The sequence below is a fragment of the Bacillus hominis genome (assembly GCF_018332515.1).
Classification (GTDB): Bacteria; Bacillota; Bacilli; order Bacillales; family Bacillaceae_G; genus Bacillus_A; species Bacillus_A hominis.
On record NZ_BOQD01000008.1, the window covers coordinates 14,663 to 29,600 of the forward strand.

Annotated in this window: 10 protein-coding genes and 1 pseudogene; 1 reads left to right on the forward strand and 10 read right to left on the reverse strand. The window is 34.1% G+C overall.

Annotation, left to right across the window (positions count from 1 at the left end; genetic code table 11):
* Nucleotides 1-3: 3 nt before the first annotated feature.
* The 9 genes and pseudogenes from KI356_RS01740 to KI356_RS01775 form a co-directional block, all read right to left on the reverse strand.
* Complete coding sequence (locus KI356_RS01740; protein ID WP_212934639.1) at nt 4-876, reverse strand: aminoglycoside 6-adenylyltransferase; 873 nt, start codon at nt 874-876, stop codon at nt 4-6.
* A 368-nt stretch (nt 877-1,244) separates the two neighbouring features.
* Nucleotides 1,245-1,964, reverse strand: coding sequence for a 3-ketoacyl-ACP reductase (locus KI356_RS01745; RefSeq protein WP_000818988.1), 720 nt, complete (start codon nt 1,962-1,964; stop codon nt 1,245-1,247).
* A gap of 705 nt (nt 1,965-2,669) precedes the next feature.
* A complete protein-coding gene (gene tyrS / locus KI356_RS01750) occupies nt 2,670-3,932 on the reverse strand; it encodes a tyrosine--tRNA ligase (RefSeq protein WP_128281378.1) in 1,263 nt (420 codons plus the stop codon).
* A gap of 194 nt (nt 3,933-4,126) precedes the next feature.
* Nucleotides 4,127-6,010 carry a tyrosine decarboxylase gene (gene tdc / locus KI356_RS01755; protein WP_002148686.1) on the reverse strand — a complete coding sequence of 628 codons (1,884 nt, stop codon included), beginning with the start codon at nt 6,008-6,010 and terminating at the stop codon, nt 4,127-4,129.
* A 207-nt stretch (nt 6,011-6,217) separates the two neighbouring features.
* Nucleotides 6,218-7,657 carry a tyrosine-tyramine antiporter gene (gene tyrP, locus KI356_RS01760; protein WP_128281379.1) on the reverse strand — a complete coding sequence of 480 codons (1,440 nt, stop codon included), beginning with the start codon at nt 7,655-7,657 and terminating at the stop codon, nt 6,218-6,220.
* A 125-nt stretch (nt 7,658-7,782) separates the two neighbouring features.
* Nucleotides 7,783-7,872 (reverse strand): annotated as a pseudogene (locus KI356_RS28080) (IS6 family transposase); the annotation flags it as partial.
* Nucleotides 7,873-8,208: 336 nt separating this feature from the next.
* Nucleotides 8,209-9,288 (reverse strand): envelope stress sensor histidine kinase HitS, encoded by a 1,080-nt coding sequence (gene hitS / locus KI356_RS01765; RefSeq protein ID WP_212934640.1) that lies wholly within the window; start codon nt 9,286-9,288, stop codon nt 8,209-8,211.
* The gene (gene hitR / locus KI356_RS01770) at nt 9,285-9,962 is read right to left on the reverse strand and encodes an envelope stress response regulator transcription factor HitR (RefSeq protein ID WP_002118402.1); all 678 of its coding nucleotides are present in this window, start codon (nt 9,960-9,962) and stop codon (nt 9,285-9,287) included. The genes hitS and hitR overlap by 4 nt, the downstream gene beginning before the upstream one ends.
* 88 nt (nt 9,963-10,050) lie before the next feature.
* Complete coding sequence (locus KI356_RS01775) at nt 10,051-11,811, reverse strand: ABC transporter ATP-binding protein (RefSeq protein WP_212934641.1); 1,761 nt, start codon at nt 11,809-11,811, stop codon at nt 10,051-10,053.
* A 240-nt stretch (nt 11,812-12,051) separates the two neighbouring features.
* Here KI356_RS01775 and KI356_RS01780 point away from each other — a divergent pair, with 240 nt between their 5' ends.
* Nucleotides 12,052-12,816 carry an alpha/beta fold hydrolase gene (locus KI356_RS01780; RefSeq protein WP_212934642.1) on the forward strand — a complete coding sequence of 255 codons (765 nt, stop codon included), beginning with the start codon at nt 12,052-12,054 and terminating at the stop codon, nt 12,814-12,816.
* 177 nt (nt 12,817-12,993) lie between these two features.
* On the opposite strand, the gene entFM is transcribed toward KI356_RS01780, so the two are convergent.
* On the reverse strand, nt 12,994-14,295 hold the full coding sequence (gene entFM / locus KI356_RS01785) for an enterotoxin EntFM (RefSeq protein ID WP_212934643.1): 1,302 nt from the start codon (nt 14,293-14,295) through the stop codon (nt 12,994-12,996).
* Nucleotides 14,296-14,938 lie beyond the last annotated feature (643 nt).

Genomic DNA, 14,938 nt, shown 5'->3' on the forward strand with positions numbered 1-14,938 from the left:
AAATTAATATATCGTTGTACTATCTTTTGGCAAAGCTTTCACATGCTTTAAATAGCTCGACACTTTGTCATCGTCATCTTGCGGATATTGATATTCATAAGTGTTAGCAATTTCGTTCGCAACTTCTCTAAATAAATCACCCATTACAAAGAACGACTCCCAAATATTTTCATATTCTGCATTTGAAAATATCTTTTTAAATTGCTCCCACATATCTTTGTCAATATATTGCTCGAAGTGTTTCCCAAACTTCCCTGTATTAACTGTAAAGTCTGTTTTCATACCAACATGCCATTCTAGCATTACGATTAACATATCTCGTACTGGACCATCAAGCATCCCTTTCACATAAGAAAGTTCCTCTCTCCATAACCCTTTTGCTACATTCGTACTACACCACCAAAATTCATTACAGCAATCCAAAAACTCTTTTTCTGTAGGCTTTTTTATCATGTAATCATTATCGTTTGCTGGTGCAAACTCACCAATACAATTATCTTTATCAAGAAGCAATTTACTTAAACTATCTTGTCCAACGAATGTATTTATTAAATTAACTGGAACTAGCGTTAAATCAATTCGATTCCCATCCATGAACTGCATTAAATATGGAAATTTCCCGTTCTCATCAGCTGGAAGTAACGACATTTCTTCCGGCATTTGGACAATCATTATTTCTCCAAATCTATGAATCCAATTATGATTACACGTAAAAGATTGTATATCTTTTACAACATAAATAATATCATAGTCTTGAAAACAATCTTTTTTCACATTTGGATTTACACGCGATCCATTCATGATGACTGCTCGAATTCTTTCATCTTCTTTTGCTGTATTTATAATTAAGTCTAGCATTTCTTTTTCAGTTCTCATCTACTTATATCCTCCAATTTTTTAATATAAAATATAGTGTTATGTATAATGGAGGTCCACGAGCTAAATGCGTTACATATTATAATTTTTGAAACTTCTTTTTCATCCCTTTTACCTCCTTACATCGCTCTTTTACGACTACCATTACAAAAAATTGTATCCTTTACTTCCCTACCGTTTGAAACGCTGTAGCACTTACACACATGAATCAATAGCTATTAATTCATAGAAACGGCCTATCTCTTTTTAATGCTTTTCTACCATATACATTTAATTATACCGAAAGTTATGTTTCAAACAAAAAATAAAAAAGGGACACCCACTCCATTACAGAATAGATGTCCCTTCTTTGTTTAAAAATTTAGCCCTTACGGATTAGTAGACCAAAGTCCAGCAGATTTAATAAATGTACGTTTATTTAATTTCAGCTGCGCTACGATAAATTCTGCAATATCTTCTGCTTGCATTACTTTATCTGGGTTTCCATCAGTTAACCCTAAATCTACAGCCATATCAGTTGCTACTGTACTTGGTGTTAAAGCAGTTACACGAATGTTATGTTTACGAACTTCCATCGCTAACGATTCTGTTAAGCCAAGAACACCGAATTTAGAAGCACTATACGCACTTGTTACAGGTGCACCTTTTTGTCCTGCTGTTGATGAAATATTAATAATGTCACCAGATTGTTGTTCAATCATGCTTGGTAAAGCTGCACGAGTTGCATAGTACACACCCATTAAGTTTACTTGAATGATTTTTTCCCAATCAGCAACGTCTAGTTCTAAAAACTTACCGAACTTAGAAATACCAGCGTTATTAATTAAAATATCGATAGATCCTAATCCAGTTTTTAACGTTTCAATTGCAGTCGTTACCTCTTCATATGAAGATACATCTGCAGTCGCAATAACAGCTTTTACGCCTTCTGCTTCTACTTCTTTCGCTACAGCTTTTAAGTTTTCTTCTGAACGTGCTAAAAGACCTACATTTACGCCTTCTTTCGCTAATGCGATTGCTACAGCACGACCAATCCCTCTACCTGCTCCTGTAATTAAAGCATTTTTACCTTGTAATAATTCTGCCAAGTATAACACTCCTTAATCTTCTCAGTTGTTTATTATATTAAAAGTGTATCTATGTTTATGTAAAAAGGCAATGATGCACTTTCATGTGCGTAGGTTACTTGTAGGTAACTATAGTAATGGTAAATGCATATTTAAAGAAAAACTAAAGTAATAAATCAATAACTAATCTTCTCTTCATAAAAAACAATAAGATAATTATGAATACCTCTCCTTTCAACATAAAAAAGTCCTCTCTAAGTCTCATTCTTTTCTCCACATTACCAGAAGTTTTTGAATTACTACTTAAAGGGGATAGTCTCAAACAACGTTGTTTTATAAACTACAAAATATTATAGGATTTAATCAACTTTTTTAAATTCTTTAGATTCACTTTTGGAATTTCCGGTAAACCGCGAAATAATATAAACAAATGGGGGATATTCAACACCGCTAAATTTTGAGGGAGTAAGTATACTGCCTAGCTAGGATTCGGTAACAATATAAATTATGTAGATAAATGATTTTCTACTAAATTTATTCACTACATTATAGTTGGTTTCGAGTTTCTCTTGAATTACTTTTGCCACCTTCACAGCATATTCTTCAAGTACATTCTTATCATGAGCATATGAAGATGCCGCACAAGCTCATAGTGCTGTTCCTATTCTTCGTCACTAAATTCAAAGCTCTTCTCGAATGGAAGTGAACTGTTACCATCAACAGAATCTATTTCCCTAATTTCACCAAACTGTAATTCTTTTTACCTTTACGAATAATGATAAACCTTCCATCGAATGAATTTCCAACTGTAACATCTGTATTTACATCCGTTACCTTTTCACCATTCATAGAAATAGCTCCATTATTAATGTCTTCCCTTGCTTGACGTCTAGAAGGTTCAATCCCTAGGTCAACTAACCACTCAACAATATTTTTTGTTTCGTTTGAAGCGTGGAAAGTTGGCATATCTTTAAATCCTTGTTCAATTTCATCTGCAGTTAATGATTGAATATCCCCACTAAATAACGCTTCTGTAATTTTTAATGCTTGCGAAAGCGCATGCTCACCATGAACAAATTTCGTCATTTCTTCTGCTAATACTTTTTGTGCTTCACGTTTATGAGGTTCTGTTTGAACCTTGACCGCTAATTCATCAATTCTATCTTTCGTTAAGAAAGTGAAGAATTTTAAATATTTAATTACATCGCGATCATCTGTATTCACCCAGAACTGATAGAATTCAAATGGTGTTGTTTTTTCTGAATCTAACCAAATCGCCCCACCTGCTGTTTTACCAAACTTTGTGCCGTCTGCTTTTAGCATTAAGGGGATTGTTAATCCAAATGCTTTTACCTCTGCCCCTTCTAATTTACGTATTAAATCTAACCCACTTGTTATATTGCCCCATTGGTCACTGCCACCAATTTGTAGTTGTACTCCTTCGTATTTGTATAAATGATGGAAGTCCATAGCTTGTAGAATTTGATATGAAAATTCTGTAAAAGAAATCCCGCTCCCTAATCGACTTGCTACAATGTCTTTTGCTAACATCGTATTCACACTAAAATTCTTACCGTAATCACGTAAAAATTCAATAATATTTACCTGATGTGTCCAGTCATAGTTATTTACCATCTTCACTTTACTATTACCACCAAAATCAAATAGCTTTTTCATTTGTGTCGTCAATGCCTCAACATTATGCTGTACTTGTTCTAACGTCTGTAATTGACGTTCTGTTTGACGTCCACTTGGATCACCAATTGTCCCAGTAGCTCCTCCAATTAAAATTACTGGATGATGCCCTTCTAATTGGAAACGCTTCATCATCATAAATGGGATTAAATGTCCAATATGCATACTATCGCCCGTTGGATCTACCCCACAGTACAGGGAAATTTTTTTCTCTTCTACTAACTCACGTAACCCTTCTGCATCTGTTTGTTGATTGATAGCATTACGCCATTCTAATTCGTCAATGATGTTCATGCTTTTCTAACCCCTTTCATTTTTAAGAATTCGCTTTTTAGTGTGTCTGAAAACAAAGGTCCCTATGTCTAAAAAATACATAAGGACCATTCTTAATCGTATTGCCGCCCAGATTGTACCATTAATATTACTCTCAGCAACTGTATCTATAACTACTGCGCTGCACTTCTTCAACGTTTATCGTATACTACACCTTAAACAGATTCATCATTACTTTTATTTTTCACATTGTAAATTATTTCAAGTTTTTCTTGAATTGCGCTTTCAATCTTATTAGCGTATTCATCGAATACATCTTTATCATGAGCGTACGGAGATAATGCACAAGCTCGTAGTACTGTTACTTTTCTTTCCTTATCCCATTCTTCTTTACTAAATCCAAGACTTTTCACAAATGGAAGTGGGCTATTTCCATAATCAGGGATAGCAAAGTCTGTATGAGAAGTAAGAAATTCATTGTAGTATATATTTCCTTTTACATAAGAAGATTGACCAAAAAAATCATGATTTAATTTGTTCATTTTTGCTAAACTTGTGTTTCCTTCTTCATTAAATACATAGTCAACCATATTAAAATCAGGCTTTGTTAATGGATAAACATGAATAGTTTTATCTCCAACTTTAAATTGTTTATCCTGTAAAAAATGATAAAAATGGTAAGCTCCTTCAATACTTGCACCTAGTAATTTACCATAACCAGTCACGTTTAATGGTAATACTTTATGAGCTGTCCAAACTGAGGCTGCAGTTGCCCCTGCTTTAGAACCTTCAAGCATATATGCACCAAGTAATGCAGGAATATCAGCTCCCTTTTCAAACACATATGTTGCGAAGTAAGAAATTACATCACGCATTCTAATATCTTTTACAACAATCCCACCCGCAGAGTATGGTATATACCCCATTTTATGCGGATCAATTGTAACGGTTTCAGCCTGGTCTATTGCCTTGAAAGAATTGTAAATATCTTCTGTCAACCATTCATTTTCCGAATTGAAAATACCATATTTTACATATGTTTCATCGATTTTGTTATAGTCAATAAATTCATTGTTTTCATCTAAGAAAATCGCTCGAGCATACCCACCATAAGCAGCATCTATATGAATGTAAAAATAAATACCCTCTTGCGCTAATTTTTCACGCAACGCAACAATCTTATCAATACGATCTACTTGTCCTTCTTCCGTTGTACCAATAACAGCTACCACACCAAGAATAGGTATTTTTTCTGCAGCTAATTCTCGGATTTTTTCTTCAAGTTTATCAATGTCCATGCGATAGTTATGATCAACATCAATTGTTTCCACATTATCAAGGCCTATACCAATAATATCCGCTGATTTTAGCCAAGAATAGTGTTTAGTTTGTGGAATCAACCATTTGCCCAGCTCTTGTAGATGTTGACCATTACGCGCAGAATGTGCTTTAATTTCATCAATTTTTCCAGGTATTCTTTCTAAAAGATCTAAAATTTCTTCTGTAGACATATTTAATAATTCCCATTCTGATTTATCTTCTACAAATTGAGGAGCTACTTCTTTAATAGCTAAAGGAAGGGATTTCATGTTTCTTGCATACCAAAGGCCTTCTAGATTAGCAATAGAACCATCCGCACAAATATGCCCCCAACTCTCACCTTTTTTATAACTCATAAGAGCAGCAAATTCATGCCCTACTTCTTCTTCCATTTGAGAAGTGCCTGGAGAAGATTCATACGCCACGTTATTCCCATTCCATAACATTGCAGCTGTATATGCAATAATAGCCGGCATTAATGTTTCTGAATTCATATGTCCCCAAAACCGCCCTGCCGAATGCCATGGTAATGAATTGGTACGAAGTTTTGAAGATAACACATCCATTACACTGCGGATATGGTCAGCAGTTTCTACGAATTTTTTCGAGCTTTTATCTTGCGGAGTAATAATTGGTAGGTCTTGTGGTTGGTAATTTTGACGCCAACCTACATGTTCATCTACCATTTTAATTAACAGCTCTTTAAATAAATCGGCATTTTCACCTTTATCACCTAAGAATAATGCTTTTAAATTAATATCCGGTATTTTATAGTTCATTTTTCATTTCCTCCAAATTATCACAAATATTCCCTAAGTAACCTCGATACAAAATACGTTATTATTTTTTGGTTTTTTCTGCACAAAAAATTCACACATAAATTAATATCTGCCATCAAAAACGGGATATAAAACACTGTTAATCAAATAAGCCAACTCATTTGATAACAAAACTTAAGGAATACGTACCAAATATTTATTTGTTCTTTAGCTTGATTTCCTTATATCCTCAGGTGAGCTATTATCTTTCTTCCACTCTGGTTTTTTAAATTTGTTGATGATAAGTGCTATACCAATCATTGCTAATGTAACGACCACTTGATAAATAACATATCCAGTATATTGACTTGGCTTTAAAATAGATGGCGGAATAATACTTACAATAATCGTAAAAACAATACTTATCATTGAAAGAATAGAGACCGTCCATATTAATCCATTCCCTTTACTCCCTAATCTGAATGGTCTATTAACGTCTGGCATCTTATAACGCAAGCGAACAGCTGAAATAGCAATTAAAGAGTACACAATACAATACAAAATTGTTGTTGTAATTGTTATTATTAAGAATGCACTGTTTACATCTGGAACTACTATATATAAGATAGATACTAATGAAATTACAATTGCTTGAATCATCACAAAAGTGATTGGAATATCTTTCTCTGTTCTCTTTTGAAAAAACTTCGGCAAATTCCCTTCATCTGCCACTTTAATCATAGATTTACTTGGTCCAAGTACCCATGCACTTAGCTGAACTAAAACCCCAATTAAAATCATTAAAGAAATAATGTTAACAAAGATAGATGGAATCCCTAGATTTTTAGTGAAAATCATATATGGCTGTGTTATATTCGCAAGCTCCAATTTACCTTTTGGTACCGCATTTGAAACAGTTAACCCAGCAATGATATTAAAAATTGCTAATAAAATTACTGAAGTGATAACAGCAATTGGATAGTTACGTTTTGGATTATCAATATTATTTGCATGTACAGACGAAATTTCTACTCCTGCAAAAATAAAGATAATTCCTGATAAATAAGTTAAACTTCCTAAGTCCTTAAAATTAGGAATAAGATTCCTTGGCTTAAATCCGCCTAAATAACTATTCGATTGAATCCCGTTTTTTATCATATAAATGACACCTAGAACAACAAGAATGACAAACGGAATGTACACACCAATAACAGCACCCCAGTTACCCGCAACTTTTACCATATCAAACTTAAGGTTTAATAAAGTCACACTCCAGTATGAAATTAAAATTATGGCAAAAATAAAATAGTTGTTTGAAGATAGTTCTGGCTTATTAATAACGTAACCCGATAGAATACCAACAGTTGACGCAACCATTACCATCCCAAAAAACATTTGAACCCATAATAACCATGAGGTGACAAATCCCCATTTCTCACCTAATGCATTTTCCACCCAAACTTGAGGTCCACCTTCTTCAGGGAAAGCCGTAGAAAGCTCAGCTGACATCAACGCGATAGGTAGAGCAAATGCAAACGCAGCTATCAACATATAGAAGATTTGGGTCCAACCAGTAATTGAAAGAGTCGGCACACTTCGTACCGTTCCAAAAAAGGCCATTGTGATACCAATTAACCCAAAAAGTGTCAATTTTTTTATATTAGACATAAAAATCCCTTTCTTTTCCATATTTAAACTAATTCATAAAAAATATTAGATGTACCCTTTTTAAAATAGGCATATCAATTAATACTTATGTAAGAAAAGGATTTGGCAAATTTTAATAACTAGGTAAATTTCTTTAATAGGTGTCTTTTCATAAAGGCATATGCAGCCTGATGATCTCGTTTTTTACGAAGTTGAATATCCAATGTGTACCCTTCTTTGTTCCTCCACCATATTTCAAATGCGCCAATTACTCCTCATCAAGAAGAAACGAGAATTAAGCGAATATAAATAACTTAACAACCCACATTAGCAACAAAACATCAAGAAAAGGCATCCCAAATACGGAACGCCTTCTTTTATTTTATAAAATCATCAACTTAAACCTATTTTTCAAATGTACTCTTTAACAATCTGAAATATTCTAATTAACATAACCCATTAGTAGTCAGTAGTCAGTAGTCAGTAGTCAGTAGTCAGTAGTCAGTAATGAATAAAAATTTAGTTATGGGGGGATTTTGATTCTTTAGGTTGATGGGCATGCGGAAACTTCCCTAACACTGTTTTTCTTTATAATAAGGAATACGTACAATAAATTCCGCACCATTTCCTTCCGTGCTCTTAACTTTAATTTCCCCTTGATGAAGATCTACTACTTTTTTTACAATCGCCAATCCCAATCCGCTACCTCCATGAGCGCGATTCCGTGAAGAATCTGCTTTGTAAAAACGTTCAAAAACATGCTGCTTCTGTTCCTCTGATATACCAATTCCATTATCATGAATACGTACTTCCACTAATTCCTCATGTTCTTTTAACCGAATTGTAATCGTACCACCACTCGGAGTAAATTTAATACTATTATGAATTAAATTAATCCACACTTGACTCATACTTTCTTGGTCAGCAGTAATATGCACTTTTTCTAAATCAAGATCTAACTCAATTTCTTTTTCAGCCCAGAGTGGTTCACTATTTAACACAATTTGCTTTAACTGTTGATCTAATCGATAAGTAACTCTTTCTGGTACATACTCTTCCGATTCCAAAAGGGTTAGCTTCAATAAATTTTGGCTTAATTTAGATAATCTCGTTGATTCGGTTTCAATAATGGTAAGGTAGTGCTTTCTTTTTTCGTCTGAAAGATTATCCTCTTGTAGCGCTCTAGCAAAACCTTTTATAGAAGTTAAAGGTGACTGTATTTCATGAGAAACATTCGATACAAATTCTTGCCTCATTTTCTCCATTGCATTAAGCTCTTCTGTCATATCATTTATACTTTTTACGAGCACACCAATTTCTCCATCATACTTTTCTTCATTTCGTATTTTTACGGAGAAGTCTCCTTTTGCAATTTTTTGTATCGGTTCAATAATAGTCCAAATCATTGCCTCTCGTTTTGGTCTCATTAATATTCCAATCAATGTCCAAATAAGAACAATGAATACAAAGCCGACCATATCACTAATTAGAAAAGCAATAAAAGGTGATACGTTTATTTCAAGAGCTTCCAATATACTAGATGATACATAAAATGCTACAGACCAAATTATAGTGAGAAAAGAAAAAAGTGCTATTACCGCTCCAATTACTTTCAGCATCTTCAACTTACTCATTCGTTCTCTTTTTCTCATTTACTTACCTCTAAGCGATACCCTAAACCTCTTATCGTTTTAATACTAAATTTCGACTTTTCTTCTTGAAACTTCTCACGTAACCGATTAATATGAACGTCTAGTGTACGTTCATTCCCTTCAAAATCATATCCCCATACATCTTCAATTAGTTGCTCTCTCGAACATGTCCTTCCCGCCTTAGAGCCTAATGTAAAGAGCAACTCGAATTCTTTTAGCGGTAACGTAACCGTTTGTTCTCCAAAGATAACTTCAAATGTTTTACGATTTAATAATACATTTCCAACTTGAATCGATTGCGATACTGTAATTTGATAACGTTTCAGTAACGCTTTTACTCTCACTACTAGTTCTATAGGATCAAATGGTTTTACAAGATAATCATCTGTTCCTAGGTGAAAACCTTTTACTTTTTGAGATGTTTCCCCTTTAGCAGTTAGCATCAAAATCGGAATATCATAGTATTTTCTTAATTCAAAACATACATCAAATCCATCCATATTCGGCATCATAATATCAAGAATAACCATATCAACTTTCACTTCATCCATTTTCTGAAGTGCATCTAGACCATCCATTGCCTCATATGTTTGAAAACCTTCTCGTTCCAAAAATACAGAAACAAGTTCTCTAATGTGCGGATCATCATCAACAATTAAAATTTTGGGTATCAAAGGAACCACTTCCTTTCTATTTAGCATCCTTTAAATAATTTTTTAAAATAAATAATCAGTGGAGTACAATCCCCACTGATTATTCATTTTATAACGTGCCTTCTTTAATTTTCAATTGTTGCATTGCAAATTCACGGTACATGTCATGTGTCCGTAATAACTCATCATGTGAGCCACTTCCTGTAAGATTCCCTTTTTCAATAAAGATAATTTTATCTGCATCTACAACAGTAGAAAGTCTATGTGCAATAACTAACGTTGTTCTGCCTTTCATTAAGTTGTTTAATGCTTTTTGGACGACAGACTCTGATTTACTATCTAGACTTGAAGTCGCTTCATCTAACATAAGAATTTGTGGATTTCGAAGTAACGCTCGGGCAATAGCAATTCTTTGTCTTTGTCCTCCCGAAAGCTTCACACCACGTTCGCCAACTTCTGTTGCATATCCGTTTGGTAAGTCATGAATAAATGCATCAACATATGCCATCGCTGCTACTTTTTCGATTTCTTCATCAGTCACTTCGCCTTCAACACCGTAACAAATATTATCACGAATCGTTCCATCAATTAATGGGCTATCTTGTGATACGTAACCGATTTGACGTCGCCATGACTGTAATGAATAGCTCGAAATTGATTCTTTTCCTAATTTAATAGCACCACTAGTTGGCTCATAAAAACGTTCTAGTAATGAGAATAACGTTGTTTTCCCACTACCACTTGGCCCTACAATCGCTGTTACTTTTCCAGATTCAATTGTGAAATCAATATTTTTCAATACTTTCTCATCTTCGTTATACTCAAAATGTACATTTTCAAGAACTATCGGCTGCTTCGCATTTGTAACTTTCACACCAGTTTCATGGTCTTCTACTTCATATTCTAAAATCGTATTAATTCTTTCTGTTGCACCAATTGCCTTTTGGAATTGTGTAAAGAACATAGATAACTGGCTCATTGGCATAATAATTTGAACTAAATATAAAATAAACGCTACAAGTTCACCTGTTGTTAATGCACCACTAGAAACTCGCATTCCACCATATCCTACGATAATAACAAGAAGTGCCATTAAAACAAAGGACATAACTGGTGAAATTAACGCTTGCACTTTTCCTTCTTTCAAACCAAATTGTAATAACTTTTGTATCCCTTTATTTCCTGTTTCATATTCCTTTTTTTCTGTATTTGAAGATTTCACTAAGCGAATTTCTGATAATACTTGTGTTAACACACTTGTAAAAGATGCTGTTTCATCTTGAAGCGCTTTTGAAATCTTATACATTTTCCGTCCAAGTGGAACTAAAATTAGTACAGATAATGGAATAACCGTTAAGAGTAAAGCTGTCATTTTCCAGTCTAAAACAAATAATACGATTAATGATCCAACAATCGAAATACCGCCTGTTAATAAATTTGACAAATGCTCAGAAATTAACGTTTTCACAACACCTGTATCATTTGTCATACGACTAATTGTATCGCCTGTTCTATTTTGATCGTAATAAGATACAGGTAGAATAAGCACCTTTTTCCATAAACGTTCTCTCAGTCCAGCTACAATCTTCTGTCCAATATAATTCAGTAAATAAATAGACAATCCCGCAGCAATGGTTTGCATTACAAAGAAGGCAACTAGCCCAACAATTTGTCCGGTACTAATTGACGAAAGTGAAAAATTATCTACTAACCCTTTTGTTAACATCGGGATAAATAAACTCGCTCCCGTAGAAAGCAAACTCATTAATAACGCAAAAGCAAGAATTCCTTTCGGAGGATTTGTATCTTGAATAAGGCGTAAAAACTGCCTCCAACTCCCTTTTTTCTTCATTTCATTTCTAACTTCCATTCATGTTCATCTCCTCGTGTTCAGCCAAACTTTTCTTTCTAAAATTAGAATACAATACAAATGTAAACTGAATGTAAACACACTTTTTCTATTTTTACAAAATATACATACAAACTCATCTTTACAACAGATATAAACATCTGATATTATTACCTGGTACTTAATATTATTCTATGTAAATTATAGATAACTAATTTAAAATACTATATAAATCTCCAGTTATTGAAAGGAGTATCCTTTTTGCAAACAAATATACATTCCGAAAAGGAAACAATCATTTTTATTCATGGCTTAGTTGGCAATCGTCGTGCCTTCAAAAAAGAGCATAAACGATTTTCTGCCTCCTACAACATTATAACTTATGACTTATTAGGTCACGGCGACGATAAAGGAGAAGCTATCGACTTTTCAATACAGCGCCTCGTAGATCAATTATTGAATTTGTATGAAAAAGAAGGAATTAAAGAGGCTCATATTTGCGCTTTAAGTTACGGCTGTTATATTTCTACGACATTTGCACAAATGCACCCAGAAAAAGTATTAAGCATTTGTCATATTGGTGGACATTATAATAATCCTTCCCGTTTATATAACGTATTTCAAAAGTTTTGGGAGAAGCGTGGAGATGACTATTCATCTTGGCTTTCCCAGTATGCAAATACTATTTTTCCAAGCGGGATATTAAAGGCAAATCCGTTCGCTGTTATTTCACGAAATATTTATTACCGTTTTGGGTTACAATTACACTCGTCCATTATTGCTGAGTCATTGCGACATCGCTTAGAATTCGACTTGAAATCTAAATTAAAAGCACTTCCCCACCCTATATTATGGGTAATGGGCGAACATGACCATCTCTATAAATCGTGTCTCTTTGATTTAAAGACCGTTCTTCCAAACGTTTTATATAAAGAAATCCCGTTAGCAGGACATGCAGCAAACTTATTCCGCCCAAACTATTTTCATAATTTATATGCCAATTTTTTGCATGGGAATTTGAAATAAAGTAAAAACTTAATGAGTAGAGTTATCCATCCCCACTCATTATTTGCCCGACTCCCACCGAACTTTGAAGCGGGATAAATACTATTATACTGTCAGTTTGTCTAACTATAAAAAAGGCTTCCCAAGTTTCCCTGGAAAGCCTTTTCTCTATACGAAAAGTATATAAACTACTTTTTCTTAGTATGCTTTTGTGTAACCTAATAGATGCTTACTCCAGTAAGAGTTGCTTACAGAGCTAATGCGTACACCAGTTGCGTCAGTTTCTGCACTGATGAACTGTCCATTTCCTAAGTAAACGCCCATGTGAGAAGGACCGTTTTTATAAGTATTTTGGAAGTATACTAAATCACCTGGTTGTGGATTGCTAGTTTTTGTTTTAGAGCTCCAGTATCCAGCAACTGTTTGACGAGCGCCTGAATGACCAGTTTGATTTAATACGTAGTGGATGAATCCACTGCAGTCAAAACCAGCAGGTGTTACACCAGCAGTTTTGTACGGTGAACCATTTAAAGATCTAGCGAACCCAGCGATTGAAGATGTATCTCCACCTGTTGGTGCTGTTGGTTTTTGTACTTGGTTCGTACCTTGGTTCGTACCTTGGTTCGTACCTTGGTTACCACCAGTTACTACATTGTTCACTCCGCCTTTTACAAACTTAACAAAGTCTGCACTTACGTAACCTGTACGGCCGTTATGGTTAATTTTGTACCAACCATTTTCAGCGCCAGTAACGTTTAATACTGTACCGTTTGTTACCCCACCAATTACAGGGTTATATGTAGCTGGACCTGTACGTACTTTTAAAGCACCCGTATTAACAACATATGAACCATCAGTTTGAACTGTAGTAGTATTGTTGTTGTTTGTAGTTGGTTGCTGTGTTTCATTAGATACAGCTGAACCACCTTTTGTTACGAAGTCTTTGCTTACGTATCCAGTTCCACCATTGAAGTTAATTTTAAACCAATCTTGAACTTCACCTACAACTTGAACTGTTTTACCTTTATTTACAGAACCTAAAACAGTATGAGACGCGCTTGGGCCTGTACGTACATTAAGTGAAGAAACGTTTACTGTGTAAGTACCTGTTCCTTGTTGAACAGTAGTTCCTTTATTGCCACCAGTTGTTACGAAGTCCCCACTTACATAACCTGTTTGACCATTTACACTAACTTTGAACCAACCGTTTTCTTGTCCGATTACTTGTAGTACTTGACCTGCTTTTACTTTAGAAATAACGTCATGTCCTGTACCAGCACCTGAACGAACATTTAATACATCAGCAGTTACTGTGTATTTTAATTCAGAAGTTGTTTCTACTGTTTTTGTTTCAGTTACAGTCGTTTGAGTTTGTGTTTGAGTTTGTCCATTAATTTCTTTTAGCGCATCATTTGAAACTTGTGCATGAGCAGAATCCATTCCTGGAACTGCTACGCCTACTACAGATGCTGCTGCTAAACCTGCGATTACTTTTTTCATAAGTTGTCTTTACTTCCTTTCCCTACTATCCTCTTGAGAAAAACTATAAACTTAGTACTTTACAATATTATCAAAGTAAAATATTCATCCAGTTCCATTTTTTAGCAAGAGTTTTATTTTTCACACGTCGTTCATTTTAAACGATTGAAGTGACTTCCGTGTGAACTTCATGTGAACTTTACCATTAAACTGTGTGTTTGTGCAACGATTTCTTCAAATTTCTTATGTATTACATCAAAACTTAAAATCCCCTATGTTATTTCAATATAGAATTCACACTTTTTATCTAACATAAAAGTTCCATTAATCTAATACATAAACACAATATGTTTTTCTAGAAAGTTCTTTTACATGAGGCACACTCTTATCATGACAAAAAACACTTTATTTATCAATAGTATAATATTTTAAGAAAACTATTTTTATATACTATCTATAATTTTAAACAAAGTGGTGATTTGTAAGATTTCATACACAAAAATCCCATCCCACTCGTGAGCATTCCCATTCCAAGAAACGCAATTGACTATTTGTTTTTTCACTAACCATGGAATTATTAGGGATTAATTGATAAAATATGTATAATCACATAAAAAGAGGAGTTGCATTTGTGGAAAAAATAATAGACGATCACATACATAAA